This is a genomic window from Altererythrobacter sp. KTW20L (assembly GCF_023501975.1).
GTDB lineage: Bacteria > Pseudomonadota > Alphaproteobacteria > Sphingomonadales > Sphingomonadaceae > Alteraurantiacibacter.
This window is the reverse complement of record NZ_JAMFLH010000007.1, coordinates 25834-45425: the sequence shown is the minus strand read 5'-3', so window position 1 is coordinate 45425 and position 19592 is coordinate 25834. Positions and strand designations below refer to the sequence as shown.

Genomic DNA, 19592 nt, shown 5'->3' with positions numbered 1-19592 from the left:
ACTCGCGCTAACGCTTCTTGCCCCGCCCCTGGTGCCTCACATTGCCCGGACGACCGCGCTGGCCGACCTGGTGCTTGCCTGCCGCATCCTTCTGCGGGCCCTTGTTCGGGCTTTTGTTGCCGCTCCGCCGATCGCGTCGTTCAGGCCGCGCGCCGCGCGGTTCGACCGGCTTGCCTTCGCTGTCCACCACTTCGAATTTCAGCGCGCCGGTCAGCGGATTGGCTTCGGCCAGCTTGAGGTCGAGGAAATCGCCGGTGGCATAGCGCTGGCCGCTATCCTCGCCGATCAGGGCCTGGGCTGCCTCGTCATAGCGGAAATATTCGCGGCCCAGTGATGACACCGGCACCAGCCCGTCGCCGCCGAGGCTGACAATCGTGGCGAAAAAGCCGAATTTCTGCACCCCGGTGATGCGTGTGGCGAAGACCTCGCCCACGCGGGCCGAGAGCCAGGCGGCGACGTAGCGGTCGATGGTATCGCGTTCGGCCTCCATCGCGCGTCGTTCGGTCAGGCTGATGGCATCGGTGATGCGGGTCAGGTCCTCGCGATCTTGGTCCGACAGGCCGGTGGCGGGCGGCAGCAGGTCGTACTTCACCTTCCCCTGCTCCAGCCCGAACGAATCGACCAGCGCGCGGTGGACCAGCAGGTCGGCATAACGGCGGATCGGACTGGTGAAGTGGGCGTATGCCCCCAGCGCCAGCCCGAAGTGTCCGGCATTGGCCGGGCCGTAATAGGCCTGGGTCTGGCTGCGCAGGACCGCTTCCATCACCAGAGCCTTTTCGGCCGGTTCCGCGATATCCTTCAGCATCCGGTTGAACAGGCCGGGGGTGATGACCTGGCCCAGCGCCAGCTTCTTGCCCAGCGAATCGAAATATTCGCGCAAGGCCACCAGTTTTTCCCGCGTGGGCGGTTCGTGAATGCGATAGACCACCGGGCTGGCCTTGCTTTCCAGCGCTTTCGCCGCCGCGACATTGGCCGCGATCATGAAATCCTCGACCACGCGGTGGGCATCGAGCCGCTCACGGATCGCGATGCCGGTGATGCGGCCCTGTTCGTCCAGCGTGACGCGCCGTTCGGGGATTTCCAGCTCCAGCGGATCGCGCGCGGCGCGGGCTTCGGCCAGCAGTTTCCATGCCGCCCACAGGTTCTCCAGCGGCTCGCCTGCCGTGCCTTCGTCGATGCGCGCCTGCGCGTCTTCGTAGGCGACGTTCTCGGCAATGCGGACAATGGCGCGGGTGAAGCGCCAGCCTGCCAGTTGTCCCTCTGGCGAGATCGACAGGTGGCACACCATCGCCGCCCGCCCCTCGCCCTGCTTCAGCGAGCAGGCATCGGCGCTCAGCACTTCGGGCAGCATCGGCACCACGCGGTCGGGGAAATAGACCGAATTGCCGCGCTTCCTCGCCTCGCGATCGAGCGCGCCGCCCGGGCGGACGTAATAGGACACATCGGCAATGGCGACGAGCGCGGTGAAGCCGCCCTTGCCGTCAGGCTCGGCCCAGATCGCATCGTCGTGGTCGCGTGCATCCGCAGGGTCGATGGCGACGATGGGCAGGTGGGTCAGGTCTTCGCGCTTCGCCTCGTCCAGAGGCAGGGCGGAAGCGGCTTCGGCTTCGGCCAGCACCTTCTCGCTGAAATGGTGCGGGATGCCGTACTTGTGGATCGCAATGAGCGAATAGCTGCGCGGGGCGAGCGGGTCACCCAGCACCTCGATTACCTTCACGCCCGCGCGCAGGCCGCGCCCCGCAGGCTCTGCCAGCACCAGCTGGCCTTCCTCGGCCTTGCCCAGATCGGCCACCGGCGAGGAATTGCGCACCCGCTTGTCAACCGGCGCCAGCCACGGCTTGCCCGCGCCATCGAACTCGATCACGCCCAGCACCGCGCCTTCGTTGCTAGGCAGCTTTTTCATCGGGTGGGCGATGTAGCCCTTGCCCGCCTCCTCGGTGCGGGCAAGAATCCGGTCGCCCACGCGCAGCGCAGCCTGTTTCTTCTTCTCGATCACCCGCAGGCGCGGCGGCGGCACGGCGTCGTCCGGCTGCCAGGTTTCCGGAATAGCGACAGGCTCGCCCTCGTCGATCTCGACGATGCGCAGGACCGTGACCTTGGGCACCCCGCCCATGCGGTGAAAGGCCGTGCGCTTGCCGTCGATCAGGCCTTCCTCGGCCATGTCTTTCAGCATCGCTTTCAACAGGATCTTGTCCTGCGCGGTCAGCCGGAAATGCTTGGCGATCTCGCGCTTGCCGACCGGATCATCCGATGTGCGGATGAATTCGAGAATCTGCTCGCGCGAAGGCAAGCCGGGATTTGGGCGTTTGGAAGGCGACATGGATCGGACTTGGGCGCACGGCGCCGCAAACACAAGCGTGCAGCATTGCATACTGCCGGTTCTTCCCTATCCAGTTACGTTGAAAACTATCGGAGTCCGATTTGATGCGCGCCTTTGCCTATGCGGCCACCTTCGCTTGCTGCCTGCTGTCCTCCACCTCGCTGGCGCAAACTCTGAGTCCGGCGCAATTTGCGGGCGAGATTCGCGCAGATGCGCCCGATGCTGCAGCGCTCAACGCGCGGTGCGATGAATATGTCAGCGAAGTGGAGGCACGCTTTGCCGCGCTGGAGGCCATGTCTGGCCCCCACCGGGTGGAAACCGCGTTGAAAGCCTATGACGATCTGACTGCGCTGACCTATTACGGCGCGGCTGAATTTTACAGTTTCGGCCAATCGATGGACACGGCTGAAAAGCGCGATGCGGGCCGGGCCTGCTATTCCCGGATTGACGAGATCGAGAGCCGGATTGGCCTTTCCCGCCCGATTTATGAACGGCTGAACGCCATCGATGCATCCGGGGAGGACGAGGTCACGCGCTATTACCTTGGCCAGATACTCGCCGGGTTTGAACGCAGCGGCGTGAATTACGATGATGAACGGCGCGGGCAGATCAAGGCCCTGCAGGATGAAATGACTGCCATCAGCACGAGTTTCAGCACCAATTTCGCCAATGCCCGCAGCGTCATGCGCGTTCTGCCGGCTGCATTGGCCGGAATGCCTGCCGACTGGCTGGCCGCGCGCCCCGCCGGGGTGGATGGGCTGGTGGAAATTTCCACTGACCCCACCGATCTGCAAGCCATTTCTGCCTATGCCGAAGATGACGCTTTGCGCGAAACCCTGCTGCGGTTGGCTTATGCGCGAGCCTATCCTGAAAACAGCGCCTTGCTGGGCGAATTGTTCACCAAGCGCCAGCAACTGGCCGAATTGCTCGACCGGCCCGATTACGCCACGCTGAATTTCGAAAACCGCATGCTGACCACTCCGGCAACGGTGGAGGCGCATATGGCCGAACTGGCCGAGGCATCGGGATCGGCGGCGCAATCCGATTTTGCGATCCTCCAGCAGGCCCTGAATGAAGTTCGTCCCGGCCTCGCTCTCGGCCTGTTCAACCACTCCTTTGCCCGGCAGCGGGCCCTGCAAGGCAATTTTGACCTCGACCCGCAGGAAGTGCGCCAGTATTTCACCTACAACAATGTCCGGCAGGGCATTTTCGACCTGACGCAGGACCTGTTCGCGGTGCAAATCCGCCCATGGGATACGCCTCTCTGGCATCCGGATGTCGAGGCATATGAAATATTGGAAAACGGGCAATCGATTGGCCGTTTCTATCTCGACTCCCACCCGCGCGAAGGCAAGTACCAGCACGCAAACCACATCACCTTGCGCGGCGGGGTGGCGGGCGAATCGCTGCCGGTCTCGGTGCTGACCATGAACTTGCCACGGGGTGATTATGAGACCGGGCTGATGGAGCATCGCCAGGTCGAAACTTTCCTCCACGAGTTCGGACATCTGTTGCACAATATTCTGGGCGGCAACCAGCGCTGGTTCGGGGTGAGTGGCGTATCGACCGAACGCGATTTTGTCGAAGCACCGTCACAGATGCTGGAAGAATGGGTCTATGATTACGATACGTTGGCGCGCTTTGCCCGCAATGCGGCAGGCGAAGTGATCCCGCGTGATCTGGTGGACCGGATGCTGGCTGCGCGCAGGTTCGGCAATGGCATTCACGAGACCACACAGCTTGGCTATTCCAACGCATCGCTGCGCTTTCACCAGGGTGCGCCTGCTGATCCCAGCGCCGAAGGCATCAGCCAGGCCTATCGCGACTATGCCAATGCCTACACCCTGCTCCAGTTTCCTGAAACCACCCATATGGAAGCTACGTTCAGCCATCTGGATGGCTATTCGGCAGGCTATTACACCTATGGCTGGTCGCGCGTGATTGCGGCAGACCTGTTCAGCCGTTTTGAACAGGCCGGGCTGCGCGACCGCGATACCGCAATGGCCTATCGCCATCTGGTGCTGGGGCGCGGCGGGAGCAAGCCCGCTGCCGAACTGGTAGAGGATTTCCTGGGCCGCGCGGTCAACACCGATGCCTTCCGCGCCACGCTGGAACGGTGAGATGACCGATGGCCGGCTGAGGGCGGCGGCGAGTGCCGCTGCCCTCATCAATAGGCACGGGCGACGAGGATCCTCTCGGTCGCGGGAGCTCCGGTGAAGATGCAGGTGCCATCGGCAGGCTCGGCATCGCGCGGCACGTTGCGGATGGTGAGTTTTAGCGCTTTCAGCTGTTCGGTCGCCGCTTCCAGCGCCGCGCTGGTGGGCTTGGACCACTGCACTTCCACCCAGCCCGGACGTGCATGGTTGTCGGCGAAATGGGCGGCGACCTGGTCCATGCTAGTCACGCCGCGGGTGACGTTGGCATCGCGACGCTCGCGCGCCTCGTCGTACAGCGCCTGCTGGATCGCTTCGAGTAGTGCCGGTGCCTGCGCGGAAAAGTCCTCGCGGCTGACGAAGGAGAAGGCGGGCTTGCCGTTGTCCTGGTTCCACAGCCGGTCGCGCCGCAGTACGGCCACGTTGCCTTCGGCCATGTCGCGGGGGCCGACTTCTACGATCAGCGGCGCGCCCTTGCGCACCCAGTCCCACCGTTTCGCTGCCGCCTTGCCCGGCTTCTTGTCGAGCAGCACGCGCACCGGCTCGCCCAGCGCGGCCTGCGCGGCGACAAGCTTGCGCAGGTCCTCGCAATAATCGAGCAGCGCTTCGTCCTCCGGCGTTTCGCGCAGCATGGGGATAATGACGACCTGGTGCGGCGCGATGCGGGGCGGCACGCGCAGGCCATCGTCATCGCCGTGGGTCATGATGACGCCGCCGATCAGCCGGGTGGACACACCCCAACTGGTGGTATGGCAGAACTGCTGGCCGCCTTCCTTGTCCTGGTACTGGATGCCGGCGGCATGGGCGAAATTGGTGCCAAGGTAATGGCTGGTGCCCGCCTGCAGCGCCTTGCCATCCTGCATCATGGCTTCGATCGACCATGTCTCCACCGCGCCGGGGAACCGCTCGTTTTCGGGCTTTTCGCCGGCGATTACCGGCAGGGCGAGGTCATCCTCGGCACAGGCGCGGTACATTTCCAGCGCGCGGTGGGTCTCTTCCAGCGCATCTTCGCGAGTGGCGTGGGCGGTGTGCCCTTCCTGCCAGAGGAATTCGCTGGTGCGCAGGAACATCCGCGTGCGCATTTCCCAGCGCACCACATTGGCCCACTGGTTGGTGAGCAGCGGCAGGTCGCGCCATGACTGGATCCACCGCGCCATGGCATCGCCGATGATCGTTTCCGATGTGGGCCGCACGACCAACGGTTCTTCCAGCTTGGCTTCGGGATCAGGGATCAGACCGCCCTTGCCGTCAGCGATCAGGCGGTGATGGGTGACGACCGCCATTTCCTTGGCGAACCCGTCAACATGGCTCGCCTCGCGCTCGAAGTTCTTCAGCGGGATGAAGATCGGGAAATAGCAGTTCTGCACGCCCGCGGCCTTGATCCGGTCGTCCATCAGGCGCTGGATGCGTTCCCAGATGCCATAGCCCCACGGCTTGATGACCATGCAACCGCGCACGCCCGATTCCTCGGCCATGTCGGCAGCAGAGATCACTTCCTGATACCAGGCGGAAAAGTCGTCGGCGCGCTTGGTGGTCAAGGCGTGGCGGATGGCTGACATGAGTGCGGCAAATCCTGCTGGAGTTATTATGCCGACCCCATGCCGTTGCCACGCGGCCAAGTCGAGGGGCTAATTGTTACGCCTACGGCGGTATCAGCCGCCCATGCGGTCCAGCTTGTCCTGCATCGCCTTCATCTGTGCGCGCAGTTCGGACAGCTCGTCGGACGTATCATTGCCCGCAGCGGGCGTCGCAGGCTTGGCCGTGCTGCCGCCCTTGGGCTTGAGCATGAATGCCTCGGCCGCTGCCTGGAACATCGCCATGTTGGTTTCAGCCAGGCGCGCAAAGCCATCCGGACTCATGCTCGACTTGAACGCTTCCTGCAGCCGGCTCTGGTTGGCGCGGAAATTGTCCATCGTGGCGTCGAGGTAGTGCGGCATCAGTTCCTGCATGGAATTGCCGTACATGCCGATGAGGTTGCGCAGGAAGCTGACCGGCAGCATTTGCTCGCCGTTGGCCTCTTCCTCCATGATGATCTGGGTCAGGATCGCGTGGGTGATATCGCTGCCGGTCTTGGCATCGAGCACCTGGAAATCCACGCCTTCACGCGTCATGCGTGCAAGATCATCCAGCGTTATATAGCTGGATGACTGCGTATTGTAGAGCCGCCTGTTGGCGTACTTCTTGATGATGACTGGTGTGTCACCCGTAGTTTTACTGGAGGCCATTGCCGACGCACTCCTGATATAGCGACGGCAGAGCTTAGCACTTGCAGCATATGCTTGGCAATCTAACCTTCAGGATTGGCGTGAGAAGCGATGGCCGATGGTGGTCAGGAGTTCGTATTGCGAAAGCCCGCTACGCTGCGCTTCTGCGGGCAGGTCGAAGGGAATTTCCACGTAATCCCCAGCACTTAGGCTTGGTATGGCGGAGCAATCCACCACCGTCATATCCATCGAGACCCGCCCCAGCACCGGCAGGTCGATACCTTGATGCTGCATTGCGAAACCCGCACCACGGCATCGCAGGAACCCGTCGGCATATCCGATGGACACGGTGGCGACCTCCATTTCGCGTTTTGCGATGAAAATCGCGTTGTATCCGACGCTCTCGCCCGGTCCGATTCGCCGTCGCTGGAGCACGGTCGCCCGGGGGAACACGACCTGGCCGATCAGCCCTGCAAGCTCCCGCCGGGCAATGCCACCATAGAGCGCCACGCCCGGCCGCGTGAGGTCTGCCGCATAGTCCTGCCCCAAGGCGATTCCCGCGCTGTTGGCGAGGCTGAGGTGGCGGTGCGGGATGGTCGGGGCCAATTGATGCAGGCGGGCAAGCTGCAACCGGTTAAGCTCTGCGTCCTCGTCCGCCGAGGCGAGATGCGACATCAGCACGTGAACATCGAGCGCGGCGAGGCGCGGGTCGCCAGCCTCGTGCGGGGGAATGCCGAGGCGGTTGATGCCGGTATCCAGCATCAGGTCGCACGGGCCCCCGCCGCTCTCCAGCCACAAGGCAGCCTGCCGCAGCGAATTGATCACCGGCCGCGCTCCGGTGGCGCGGGCATAGGCAGTCTCTGCCTCGTTCAGCACACCGTGCAGCACGCTGACCTGTTCGCCCGGCACATGGGCCAGGAGAGGCGCCACCTCGCCCCAGTGCGCCACGAAGAAGTCCCGGGCGCCCGCCGCCAGCAGGGCCGGCACGGCATGGTCAACGCCAACGCCATAGGCATCGGCCTTGACTGCCGCCCCTGCCCGCGCCCCGCCCGACAGCCGGTCCAGCGCGCGCCAGTTGGCGGCCAGCGCGTCGCGGTCTATTCTCAGGCGCAGCGAAGCAGGCGGAGCTTCAGGCAATTTCATCGGCAAAGTCTCGCGGTGGTCCATTCGGCAGGCCCCACCAGGCCACAATAAGTGCCACCACCAGCAGCGCCCAAGTGTACCACAACCCGGCAAAGATATCGCCGGTGCGCGCCACGATATAGCCCGCGATCAGCGGCAGGAAGCCGCCGAAATAGCCGGTGCCGATATGATAGGGGATCGACATCGAGCTGTAACGGATGCGCGGCGGAAACATCTCGGACAGCAGCGCCGCGACCGATCCGAAGGTCGCCCCCGACAAGGCCCCCAGCCCGACAAGGATGACGAATATGCCCGCAAGGTTTATCCTCGGCGGCACCTGCTTTTCGAGGTTGTAGCCATGAGTGGCGAGCCATCCGGTTATCGCGACGCGCCGGTCTGCCCCGGCTTCACCTGCACTGTCGAGATCGAACGCCGAATTCCCAGTAGTCAGCGACAGCGTCGCCCCCGCTTCAACCTGGTAGGGGATGCCGATGGCGGTCATGTCGGCCAGCAACTGCCCGCAGGACGTATCCTGCACCGAGGCGAAGGGATCGTAGTCGCAGGCCGGGCCGGTGATGGTGACAGGCGCAGTGCGCGCGCTGGCGGCAAGGCCGGGATTGGCCAGGGCGGCAATGCCCCAGAATGCCGGGAACAGCACCACCAGGGTCACGGCATAGCCCCAGACGATCGGCTTCTTGCGCCCCACCCGGTCCGACAGCCAGCCGAAATAGACGAAGAACACGCAGGCCGTCAGAGAGGCGAAGCCGACCAGCAGTTCCGCCGTCGTATCGTCCACCCGCATGGGACCTTTCAGGAACGACAGCGAGGAGAACAGCGCGGTGTAGAAGATGATCGTCAAGCCGCAGGCCACGCCGAACATGGCGATGAAGATGCGGCGCTTGTTGCGCGGATAGGTGAAGCTTTCGATGAAGGGATTCTTCGACATCCCCCCTTCTTCCTTCATCGCTAGAAAAACCGGGCTTTCGGACAGCTTCAGCCGCATCCACAGCGATATGCCGAGCAGGGCGATCGACAGCAGGAAGGGCACCCGCCAACCCCATTCGCGGAAGGCTTCTTCCGGGATGATGAAGCGGCAGAACAGCACGACCAGCAGACTCAGCACGAAACCGCCGATGACGCTGGCCTGGATGAAGCTGGTGAAAAAACCGCGGCGATGCGGCGGCGAATGTTCGGCCACATAGATCGCCGCCCCGCCGTATTCACCGCCCAGTGCCAGGCCCTGGGCAATGCGCAGCAACAGCACGATGATGGGGGCGGTGATACCGATGGACTCGGCGCTCGGCACCAAGCCCACACCCGCCGTGGCCACACCCATCAGGGTGACGGTGACGAGGAAGGTGTACTTGCGGCCCAGCCTGTCGCCCAGATAGCCGAACAGGATCGCGCCAAGCGGTCGGAAGCCGAAGCCCACCGCAAAACCAGCCCAAGTGAGCAGTAGGGACAGCGTGGCATTGCCCGAGGGAAAGAACGCCTGGCTGATGAACACCGCCAGCGTGCCGTAGATGAAGAAATCGTACCATTCGAACACGGTGCCGGCCGACGAGGCGGCGATCACCATGCGAATCTCTTTCCTCGTCGGTTCACGCCCGGCCAGTTCGGTCCCGCTTCCCCCGCTGTCGGGCATTCCGCCGCCCGCCACCCCGCTTACAGTCGCCATGCAATCCCCCGCCTTTCAAGCAAGGGTTGGACTAGCTTGGCACAGGGCCGCTGGAAAGAGCCTCTATCGCAGCCTTCCACGGCAGCAGGATCGCACCGTGCCTGCCGGGAAACTCGCGCGCCGGGGCCAGCAGGACCATGTCCGGCCATTCCGCTATCGGCGCCTCGGCGTCGAGCCAGCCTTCGATCCGGTCATGGGCCGAGGTAATCGCCGCAAGATCACGGCCCTTCGCATGGCGGGCGAAGATCGCGGCAGAAGCCTGGCCGACAGCGCAGGCCCGTACGCGCAGGCCAAGGCAATCGATCGCCCCGCCCTCGTCCAGCGCCAGGTCGATGCCCAGGGTGGAGCCGCAGGTGGCCGAACGGGCAGAACCGTGCAGTGGAAGGTTTTCCATCGGCGGCCAGCCCGCCAGTTCCACGGTCAGCCCCAGCAGTTCGGGCGTATAGAGCCTGGCGACGTTCATTCGTCATCACCCGCGCTGCTGCCCAGCAAGGCGGCGCGACGTTCGGCGATCAGTTGCACCATCTCTTCCGAGCTTGCATTGACGAAGGGATAGGTGCGCGCCGTGCTTATCCAGTCGGGCCGTCCGCCCACGCCCCATGTCGAATCGTATCCCAGGGCCACGATGGAGAAGGCGAAGACCACTATGATCGTGCCTTTCACCGCGCCGAAGCCGAAGCCCAGCACCCGGTCAATCGGGCCAAGGGCTGACTTGCGCGCGCTGTTCCCGGCCTTGCGGGCGATCAGCCGCATGGCGGCATAGGGGATCAGCAGCAACAGGGCGAAAGCCAGCAGCGCCGCCCCCGTGGGCGTGCCGATAAAGGCAAAGATGATCTGGGTCAGGTCCGTGTGGAGATAGCGGATGGCGAAGATCGCTAACACCCATGCGGCAAGCGACAGCACCTCGTGCACGAAACCGCGCAGGAAGCCGCCGATGGCAGCGGTACCCACCACCACGAGCACGAAGATATCAAACACTGTCATTGCGCCGCTGAATCTATGCGCTTACCATCACCCGGTCAACGAGGCCCGGCAGTCCGCCGATACCGCCATAGCGCATTTTTCCGGCAGGCGGACTGTCCAGCAGTGGACCGCAGGCCTGGTCGAAGCCCAGCTTGGCGGCTTCCTTCACCCGCAGGTTGGCATGGCTGACCGGTCGGATCTCGCCCGACAGCGACACTTCGCCAAACCAGATAGCGCGCAAGGGCAACGGCTTGTCGGCCAGTGCCGAGACCAGGGCAGCAGCCACGGCAAGGTCTGCCGCAGGGTCCGACAGGCGATATCCGCCTGCCACATTCAAATAAACTTCGGCCGAGGAGAAATTGAGCCCGCAGCGCGATTCCAGCACGGCCAGCAGCATGGCAAGCCGTCCGCTGTCCCATCCCACCACCGCGCGGCGCGGTGTGGCACCCGATTGCAGCCGCACGATCAGCGCCTGGATTTCCACCAGCACCGGGCGCGTGCCTTCCAGCGCGGGGAACACGGCGGAACCGGCCAGCGGCTCTTCCCGTCCGGAAAGGAACAGCATCGAGGGGTTCGATACCTCGGCCAGCCCATGCCCTTCCATGGCAAAGACGCCAATCTCGTCCACCGCCCCGAAGCGGTTTTTCAGCGCGCGCAGGATGCGGTACTGGTGGCTGCGCTCCCCCTCGAAGCTCATCACCACGTCGACCATGTGTTCCAGCACGCGCGGCCCGGCGATCGAGCCATCCTTGGTGACGTGCCCCACCAGCACCAGCGCCACGCCGTTTTCCTTGGCATAGCGGATCAGTTCGAATGCGCTGGCGCGGACCTGGCTGACCGTGCCCGGCGCGCCTTCGATCATGTCGGAATGCATGGTCTGGATCGAATCGACCACCAGCAGCGCGGGCGGCGTGCCGTCGCCCAGCGTGGTCAGGATATCGCGCACCGAAGTGGCAGAGGCGAGCCTGATCGGCGCATCGGCCAGCCCCAGCCTGCTGGCACGCAGCCGTACCTGGCCGGTCGCCTCTTCACCGCTGACATAGACCGCGTCCTTGCCGCTGCGGGCAATGGCGGCGGCGGCCTGGAGCAGCAGGGTCGATTTGCCGATGCCCGGTTCGCCCCCCATAAGGATCGCACTACCCGGCACGATCCCGCCGCCCAGCGCCCGGTCGAACTCCGCAAGCCCCGTGGTGCTGCGCGCCAGCGGCGTAGTTGGCGTGTCGAGCGCTTCGAACTGGATCCGCCGCCCGCCGGTGGCGAGGTGATGCTTGGCCGAAAAGGCGGTCTCGGCCACCTCTTCCTCCAGCGTGTTCCATTCCGAACAATCGGGGCACTGCCCCTGCCAGCGGTGCGAGATGCCGCCACATTCGGTACAGATAAAGCGGCGCTTTGGTTTAGCCATAGGGGCTGCCTAATCGGAACATAGGTGGAACGCAATCGGCTTTGTGGTGATTGCATTCACAGGCGCGCCGCGCCACAAGACGCAGCCATGCGCCAGAAGGAACTCCGCATTGCCCTCATCTGCTACGGCGGGATCAGCCTGGCGGTCTATATGCACGGGGTCACCAAGGAGATCTGGAAGCTCGCCCGCGCCAGCCGCGATTTTCATGGCCTGGCACCGTCAGGGACGGGTTCGGAAGCGATCTACCGCGAGGTGTTCGACACCCTGGCGAGCGAACACGACCTGCGGCTTCGAGTGCTGCCCGATATCCTGACAGGAGCCAGCGCGGGCGGAATCAACGCCGTTTTCCTCGCCCAGGCGATCCATTCGGGCCAGTCATTGGATCCGCTGACGGACCTGTGGCTGGAAACCGCCGATGTCGATCGCCTGCTCGATCCCGAAGCGCAATTGTGGACCCGCGCCGCCAAGTTCTGGGCACCGCCAGTGGTCGAGATGCTGCTCTCACGCCCCGGCAACGTGGTATCCGAAAGTGTCGCCCCGGAAATGCGCGCCGATGTACGCAAGAAGCTCGCCCGCTTCGTGCGCAGTCGCTGGTTCGAACCGCCGTTCTCCGGCATCGGTTTTTCCAACCTGCTCGCCAATGCCCTGCAAGCCATGGCCGATGCGCCATGCGGCACACCGCTGCTGCCAGCCAACCATCCGCTCGACTTGTTCGTGACCGCGACCGATTTCCACGGCCACTTGCAACCGCTCTACCTCAACAGCCCGCCGCTGGTGGACGAGAGCGAGCACCGCCTGCCTATCGGTTTCCGGGCGAAGGTTCCGGCCGAAGCAGGCAAGCCCCTGGCCAACCTGCTCGAACTGACGCTGGCGGCGCGCTCCACCGCCAGCTTTCCTGGGGCCTTCCCGCCCCTCAAGCTGGCCGAGATCGACCGCCTGGCTCGCCAGCGCGGGCTGGAATGGCCCGGCCGAACGCAGTTCGTCGAGCGGGTCATGCCGGTCCACGCGCGCAACGGGGATGTGGACGATGTATCGCTGGTTGATGGCTCGGTGTTGGTCAATGCGCCTTTCTATGAGGCGATGGGGGCGCTGAAGGACCGGCCGGCCCAGCGCGAGGTGGACCGGCGCTTCGTCTATATCGATCCCACGCCCGACCGCCGCCGGGTCATCGGCAACCGGCACGAGGAAGTGGGCTTCTTCCGCGCGATCTTCGGCTCGATCTCAGCCATCCCGCGCGAGCAGCCGATCCGCGACAACCTCGAACAGATCCAGGCCATGTCGCGCGAGGCGATGGACATGGGGCGGATCATCCAGCGCCTGCGCCCCGAAGTGGAACGCGCGGTGGACAGCCTGTTCGGCCGCACCCTGTTCCTCGACAGTCCCACGCCCAAACGCCTCGCCAACTGGCGGGTCAAGGCACAACAGGCCGCCGCCGAGCAGGCCGGGTTCGCCTTCCATTCCTACGCCGAAACCAAGTTTTCCGGCGTCATCGCCCGCTTGGCCAAGCTGGTGGTGGCCCATGCGCCGGGCTTGCAATCGAGCGATGCGCGCAAGGTCGGCCTGCTGCTGCGCGAAAGTTGCGAGGCGTCGGGCATGGTCTCGCTGGCCGAGCCTAAGGGCGGCGCGAACGAACCGGCCATCGAGTTCTTCCGCGCCCACGACATCGGGTTCCGCATCCGCCGCCTGCGCCTGCTCGCCCGCCGTCTGTCGCGCGAGTGGGAGGACGATCCCGAAATCACCGAAGCCGACCGCGATGCCGGGCGCGAAGTCATCTACCGTGCGCTGGCGCTCTACTTCGAGCGTGAAGGAGACCTGGGGCCGGGCGACGAATTTGCCTTGCTGGCCGATGACGTGACCAGCAATGCAGCCGCAGTCCTCGCCGAAATCGCCGCGCGGCGGGACCTACCGGGGCTCGACCGGGAGGTGGAGGTGTTGCTGAGCGCGGGCCTCGAAGTCATGCCCCGGCCGCTTCGACGCCGTATGCTGCTCGCCTATCTCGGGTTCCCGTTCTACGATGTCGCCACCCTGCCCCTGCTGCGCAACGAAGGGCTGACCGAGTTCGATCCTATCAAGGTTGACCGCATCTCGCCCGACGATGCTCCTTCGATCCGCCAGGGCGGCACTGCGGCGACCTTGCGGGGGATCGAGTTCTACAACTTCGGTGCCTTCTTCAGCCGCGCCTACCGCGAGAACGATTACCTGTGGGGGCGATTGCACGGAGCTGAACGAATGATCGACCTGGTCTGCTCAACCGTTCCATCGGCCATTCCGATGGACCAGTGCCATCAGATCAAGCGCCGCCTCTTCCTTGCCATCCTTGACGAGGAAGAGGTGCGTCTGAAGGCCGACCCGGGCCTGATCACCGGTTTGCGTGCCGAGGTGGAGACGATGGGCAGCTAGCCCGAAAACGCATCCTTCAACCGCTCGAAGAAGCCGCGGCTTTCCGGGCATTCGTCGCCGGTTTCGGTCTCGCGGAATTCGCGCAGGATTTCCTTCTGGCGGGCCGATAGCTTGGTCGGCGTTTCCACCTGCACTTCGACCACCAGGTCACCCCGCCCGCGCCCCTGCAGCACCGGCATGCCCGCGCCGCGCTTGCGCAGCTGCTTGCCTGTCTGGATGCCCGCAGGAATGTCGAGAGTGTGGGTGTCACCATCGATCCCGGGGATTTCCACGCAGCCGCCCAGCGCTGCCGTGGTGAAGGTGATCGGCATGCGGGTGAACAGCGCTGTACCCTCGCGCTGGAACACGCTGTGCGGGCGCACGTGGATGAAGATGTAGAGGTCGCCCGATGGCGCGCCCTGTGGACCGGCCTCGCCCTTGCCTGAAAGGCGGATGCGGGTGCCGTTGTCCACGCCTGGCGGCACTTCGACGTCGAGCCGCTGGACCTTGTCCACCCGGCCTTCGCCCCGGCAATCACCGCAAGCCTGTTCGAGCACTTCACCGCGGCCATGGCAGACCGGGCACGGCCGTTCGATTACGAACAGACCCTGCTGCGCGCGGACCTTGCCGTGGCCGTGGCAGGTGTTGCAGCGGCGCTTGCCGGTACCGGGTGCGGCCCCGCTGCCATCGCAGTTGTCGCACTGGGTGGCAACTTCGACTTCGATCGTGGAGTTGCGGCCCAAGAAGGCCTCTTCCAGCCCGATCTCCATGTCATAGCGCAGGTCAGCCCCGCGGCGCGGACGGGCACGACCACCGCCGCCACCAAAGGCGCTGCCGAAGATCGTTTCGAAGATATCGCCGATGTCGCCGAAATCGGCATGCTGGCCGCCGCCGCCATGGCCCTGGGTGAATGCTTCGTGGCCATAGCGATCGTAGGCCGCGCGCTTCTGCGGATCCTTGAGGCAGTCATAGGCCACGCTGATGGACTTGAAGCGCGCTTCGCACTCGGCATCGCCCGGGTTGCGGTCCGGGTGATACTGCATCGCCAGCTTGCGATAGGCGCGCTTGATCGTGTCGCCATCCGCATCGCGGCTGACTTCGAGCAACTGGTAGAAATCGATGGTGGACGAAGACATCAAGGCCCCCTCAAAGCCTGTTCGCCGCCGGTATTGCTACACCGGCGGCGAGGCAGGTCATCTGTCAGGCAATCAGCCCTTTTTCTCGTCGTCGGTGACTTCGGAGAACTCGGCGTCCACCACGTCCTCGTCAGCGGCAGACTGCGAGGTGTCGGCATCGGCAGCACCGGCCTGTGCGGCGGCTGCGTCCTTCTCGTAGATCTGCTGGCCCATCTTCATGGCCGCTTCGGTGAGCGCGGCAGCCTTGGCGTTGATCGCGTCTGCATCGTCACCTTCGAGCGCCGTCCTGACCTCGGCGATAGCACTTTCGACCGCGGCCTTCGTTTCGGCATCGATCTTGTCGCCATTCTCGGCCAGCTGCTTCTCGGTGGCATGAACCATAGAATCCGCCTGGTTACGGGCCTCGGCTGAAGCCCGGCGCTTCTTGTCTTCCTCGGCGAACTTCTCGGCATCCTTGACCATCTGGTCGATGTCGGAATCCGACAAGCCACCCGAAGCCTGGATGCGTATCTGCTGTTCCTTGCCGGTACCCTTATCCTTGGCGCTCACGTTCACGATGCCGTTGGCGTCGATATCGAAGGTCACCTCGATCTGCGGCACACCACGCGGCGCGGACGGAATGCCGAGCAGGTCGAACTGGCCGAGCATCTTGTTGTCCGCCGCCATCTCGCGCTCGCCCTGGAACACGCGGATGGTCACCGCCTGCTGGTTGTCGTCGGCGGTCGAGTAGGTCTGGCTCTTCTTGGTCGGGATCGTGGTGTTGCGGTCGATCATGCGGGTGAACACCCCGCCCAGCGTCTCGATGCCGAGGCTCAGCGGAGTCACGTCGAGCAGCAGCACGTCCTTGACGTCGCCCTGCAGCACGCCGGCCTGGATGGCTGCGCCCATGGCCACGACTTCATCCGGATTCACGCCAGTGTGCGGTTCCTTGCCGAAGAAGTCCTTCACGGCTTCGCGCACCTTGGGCATGCGGGTCATGCCGCCGACCAGCACCACTTCATCGATGTCCTTGGCGGTGAGGCCGGCATCGGCCAGCGCCTTTTTCATCGGCTCCTTGGTGCGTTCGATCAGCTTGGTGACCATCTTTTCAAGGTCCGAGCGGGTGATCGTTTCAACCAAGTGAAGCGGAGTGGTGCTGCCACCTTCCATGCGCGCAGTGATAAACGGCAGGTTGACTTCGGTGGTCTGGGCGCTCGACAACTCGATCTTGGCCTTTTCCGCGGCTTCCTTCAGCCGCTGGAGCGCCAGCTTGTCGGTCTTAAGGTCCATGTTTTCCTTCTTCTTGAAGGATTCGGCCAAGTATTCGACCACGGCGCTGTCGAAGTCTTCACCGCCGAGGAACGTGTCGCCGTTGGTGGACTTCACCTCGAACACGCCATCGCCGATTTCCAGGATCGACACGTCGAAGGTGCCGCCGCCAAGGTCATAGACGGCGATGGTCTTGCCATCGTCCTTGTCGAGACCATAGGCGAGTGCAGCCGCAGTCGGCTCGTTGATGATGCGCAGAACTTCGAGGCCGGCGATCTGGCCGGCGTCCTTGGTCGCCTGGCGCTGGGCATCGTTGAAGTATGCTGGCACGGTGATGACCGCCTGGGTCACTGTTTCGCCAAGGAAGCTCTCGGCAGTTTCCTTCATCTTCTGCAGGATGAAAGCCGAGATCTGGCTGGGCGAGTATTCATCGGAACCTGCCGATACCCACGCATCGCCGTTCTTGCCCTTGACGATGGTATAGGGGACCAGTTCGGTGTCCTTCTTGGTCACCGGGTCATCGAAGCGGCGGCCGATCAGGCGCTTTACCGCGAAAATGGTGTTGTCGCCGTTGGTCACGGCCTGGCGCTTGGCGGGCTGGCCGATCAGTCGCTCACCATCCTTGGTGAAGGCAACGATCGACGGCGTGGTGCGCGCGCCTTCGGAATTTTCGATGACCTTGGGCTTGCCGCCGTCCATGACAGCCACGCACGAATTGGTTGTGCCGAGGTCGATACCGATCACTTTGCTCATGTGTTCCCCACTCTTCCTTACATCTGGACGCTGCACCTCGGTTCCCCGTCCCACGGCAGAACCAGTTGGCAGCTCGGAATACAAACTCACTACTTGAGCCGCGATATAGGAGGGGTTTTGCAGGCGACAAGCCCGCCGGGCAAAGCACATGCTTCACATTGGTCGCAGGGCACTTGGCAGGGCGGGTGCCACGGCATACAAGCGGCGCGACAACAATCGCAGGGGAGGAACGGACATGAAGAGAGTATTCATCGCATCTGTCGCAGGACTGGTCATGGTGGCCGGACTGGCTGCCTGCGGTTCGGAACCGGAAGCCCCGGTAGAGACCGCGCCCGAAGCGCCCGATGGCATTTCGGTAACCGACGGGCGGATGAACCTTCCCGCCGCCACAGGCAATCCGGCCTCCGTCTATTTCAACGTCGTCAACGATGGCACGGAAATGCAGACCATGCGCAGCGTCCACGTTGCCGGCGCGGAAAGCGCCATGTTCCACGAGACTGCCGAGTGGGAGGGCCGTGTGGACATGCAGCAGCTTGAACAGATCCCCGTCATGGCGGGGGAAACGGCGGTATTCGAGCCGGGTGGCAAGCACGTGATGGCGTTCAACCTGGCCGAAGGCATGGAGCCCGGCGGCGAAGTGGAAGTGACCATCACTTTCGTGCGCGGCGACAAGGTGAGCTTCCCGGCACGCCTGCTCGCACCGGGCGATGACGGGTCGGCAAACTGACGGCCGACACTCACCTGCAACCCTGCCCGGCGGGCGGCACACGGGTGCTGACGCCGGGCGAGGTTGCCCTGGCACGGGGCGTCTTCGGCGAGGCGATCGACTATGCCAAAGTTACCATCCGTCGCCGCAAGTTTTTCCCGCTGCAACCGCGCAAGGTCACGATGGCCCCGCGCGGACACCTCCATTTCCATCCGCTGAGCGGATCCTATTGCGATGATTTCGCCCAAGCCCGGCTCAATTCTCGGGCCCATTTCATTCACGAGATGGTGCACATCTGGCAGGTTCAGCAGCGCGGAGACTGGTATCTCCTGCTTCATCGCCATCCGTGGTGCCGGTATGACTATAGCCTCAAGCCGGGCTGGAAGCTGGAACAGTATGGCATCGAACAGCAGGCCGAAATCGTGCGCCATGCCTATATGCTGCGCGAAGGCGCGGTGATCGCGGGGGCGGCGGGGCTCGATACCTATCGCCCGATCCTGCCGCCGGACTTTGCCCTCAGCCGGAGTTGACCCAACCATGCCCCACGCCATCGATCACGCCGCACTGATTGCCCGCATTGCCGAGCGGCGCGGAGGCGTAGCCAGCATATTCGGCTCGCCCGATCCTTCGCGCACTGCCCATCTGGTGGTCGATATGCAGAATGGCTTCATGGAGGAAGGCGCGCCGGTCGAAGTGCCTATGGCGCGGGATATCGTGGACCAGATTAACGCGATCAGCGCCGCCGTGCGCGCCAGCGGCGGGGTCAACATGTTCCTGCGTTACACCACGGCGGATGGCGATACTGCCTGGCCGGTGTTCATGGAACGGATGGGAGATGGCGCGGCCCCACACCGCGCTGCCTTCACGCCCGGCAACCACTACTGGAACCTGTGGCCCACCCTTAATGTGACCAAGCAGGATGTTCTCATCGAGAAACGCCGCTTCAGCGGATTTACGCCTGGCACCTGCCCGCTCCACCAAGCCTTGCAGGAACGGGGGATCGACACCCTGATTGTCACGGGCACCCTCACCAACTGCTGCTGTGAAAGCACGGTGCGCGATGCGATGCAGCACAATTACAAGGTGCTGATGGCGACAGACGCCAACGCCGCCCTGTCCGATGAAGAACACGAGGCGGCGTTGTATTCCCTGGGCTGGATCTTCGCCGATCTCTATACTTCGGACGAGATCGTGGGGCTGCTGTCCTAGTAGCGCCTAGCGCGGACAACGCACTTCATATTCGCGCCCGCGGCGGTCCCGTTCGTAACAGCGGCCGTCCTTCCGGATCAGCGCGCCGCCAATAGCGCCCGCCGCCGCACCGACTGCGGCACTTTCTGCTACATCTCGGCCAGTGACCGCGCCAACGCCGGCACCGAGTGCGGCACCGCCCAACGCGCCTTCACCGGCGTAATTGGTCGAACAAGCGCCCAGCGCCAGCGTCGATGCCAGCAGGGGTGCGATCAGGGTGAGCTTCTTCATGGAGTTTCTCCGGTGTTTTTGCCTTCACAACAGATACGGCCCGCGCGGA

Annotated in this window: 16 protein-coding genes; 5 read left to right on the top strand and 11 right to left on the bottom strand. The window is 64.1% G+C overall.

Features of this window, described 5'->3' with window-relative positions:
• Positions 1-7: 7 nt before the first annotated feature.
• Positions 8-2320, bottom strand: a complete 2313-nt coding sequence (locus M3P36_RS08390) for a ribonuclease R family protein (RefSeq protein WP_249702807.1) — start codon at positions 2318-2320, stop codon at positions 8-10.
• A gap of 104 nt (positions 2321-2424) precedes the next feature.
• Here M3P36_RS08390 and M3P36_RS08385 point away from each other — a divergent pair, with 104 nt between their 5' ends.
• Complete coding sequence (locus M3P36_RS08385) at positions 2425-4440, top strand: M3 family metallopeptidase (RefSeq protein ID WP_249702806.1); 2016 nt, start codon at positions 2425-2427, stop codon at positions 4438-4440.
• 47 nt (positions 4441-4487) lie between these two features.
• Here M3P36_RS08385 and proS read toward each other — a convergent pair whose 3' ends face one another.
• From proS to radA, 7 genes are all read right to left on the bottom strand, one after another.
• Positions 4488-6032: a proline--tRNA ligase gene (gene proS, locus M3P36_RS08380; protein ID WP_249702805.1), complete on the bottom strand. Its 1545-nt coding sequence runs from the start codon at positions 6030-6032 to the stop codon at positions 4488-4490.
• 93 nt (positions 6033-6125) lie between these two features.
• Positions 6126-6698, bottom strand: a complete 573-nt coding sequence (phaR, locus tag M3P36_RS08375; protein ID WP_249702804.1) for a polyhydroxyalkanoate synthesis repressor PhaR — start codon at positions 6696-6698, stop codon at positions 6126-6128.
• Positions 6699-6767: 69 nt separating this feature from the next.
• Entirely contained in the window at positions 6768-7820 is a 1053-nt protein-coding gene (locus M3P36_RS08370) for an alanine racemase (protein ID WP_249702803.1), read from the bottom strand.
• Positions 7807-9444, bottom strand: a complete 1638-nt coding sequence (locus M3P36_RS08365; RefSeq protein ID WP_249702960.1) for an MFS transporter — start codon at positions 9442-9444, stop codon at positions 7807-7809. Before M3P36_RS08365 ends, M3P36_RS08370 begins: the two co-directional genes overlap by 14 nt.
• Positions 9445-9508: 64 nt before the next feature.
• Entirely contained in the window at positions 9509-9940 is a 432-nt protein-coding gene (locus M3P36_RS08360) for an iron-sulfur cluster assembly scaffold protein (RefSeq protein WP_249702802.1), read from the bottom strand.
• Positions 9937-10461: a CvpA family protein gene (locus M3P36_RS08355; RefSeq protein ID WP_249702801.1), complete on the bottom strand. Its 525-nt coding sequence runs from the start codon at positions 10459-10461 to the stop codon at positions 9937-9939. Before M3P36_RS08355 ends, M3P36_RS08360 begins: the two co-directional genes overlap by 4 nt.
• 13 nt (positions 10462-10474) lie before the next feature.
• Positions 10475-11842: a DNA repair protein RadA gene (gene radA / locus M3P36_RS08350; RefSeq protein ID WP_249702800.1), complete on the bottom strand. Its 1368-nt coding sequence runs from the start codon at positions 11840-11842 to the stop codon at positions 10475-10477.
• Positions 11843-11929: 87 nt separating this feature from the next.
• On the opposite strand from radA, the gene M3P36_RS08345 reads away from it, so the two are divergent.
• Positions 11930-14242, top strand: coding sequence for a patatin-like protein (locus M3P36_RS08345; RefSeq protein ID WP_249702799.1), 2313 nt, complete (start codon positions 11930-11932; stop codon positions 14240-14242).
• On the opposite strand, the gene dnaJ is transcribed toward M3P36_RS08345, so the two are convergent.
• Positions 14239-15357, bottom strand: a complete 1119-nt coding sequence (gene dnaJ, locus M3P36_RS08340) for a molecular chaperone DnaJ (RefSeq protein ID WP_249702798.1) — start codon at positions 15355-15357, stop codon at positions 14239-14241. The genes M3P36_RS08345 and dnaJ overlap by 4 nt on opposite strands.
• A gap of 72 nt (positions 15358-15429) precedes the next feature.
• The gene (gene dnaK / locus M3P36_RS08335) at positions 15430-17508 is read right to left on the bottom strand and encodes a molecular chaperone DnaK (RefSeq protein ID WP_283773401.1); all 2079 of its coding nucleotides are present in this window, start codon (positions 17506-17508) and stop codon (positions 15430-15432) included.
• A gap of 85 nt (positions 17509-17593) precedes the next feature.
• On the opposite strand from dnaK, the gene M3P36_RS08330 reads away from it, so the two are divergent.
• From M3P36_RS08330 to M3P36_RS08320, 3 genes are read left to right on the top strand one after another with little or no spacing between them, the layout of a single operon-like run.
• Complete coding sequence (locus tag M3P36_RS08330; protein WP_249702796.1) at positions 17594-18085, top strand: copper chaperone PCu(A)C; 492 nt, start codon at positions 17594-17596, stop codon at positions 18083-18085.
• A 44-nt stretch (positions 18086-18129) separates the two neighbouring features.
• Positions 18130-18594, top strand: a complete 465-nt coding sequence (locus M3P36_RS08325; RefSeq protein ID WP_249702795.1) for a vgr related protein — start codon at positions 18130-18132, stop codon at positions 18592-18594.
• A 7-nt stretch (positions 18595-18601) separates the two neighbouring features.
• Positions 18602-19273, top strand: coding sequence for a cysteine hydrolase family protein (locus M3P36_RS08320; RefSeq protein WP_249702794.1), 672 nt, complete (start codon positions 18602-18604; stop codon positions 19271-19273).
• A gap of 6 nt (positions 19274-19279) precedes the next feature.
• Here M3P36_RS08320 and M3P36_RS08315 read toward each other — a convergent pair whose 3' ends face one another.
• Positions 19280-19543 carry a YMGG-like glycine zipper-containing protein gene (locus M3P36_RS08315; RefSeq protein ID WP_249702793.1) on the bottom strand — a complete coding sequence of 88 codons (264 nt, stop codon included), beginning with the start codon at positions 19541-19543 and terminating at the stop codon, positions 19280-19282.
• Positions 19544-19592: the final 49 nt, after the last annotated feature.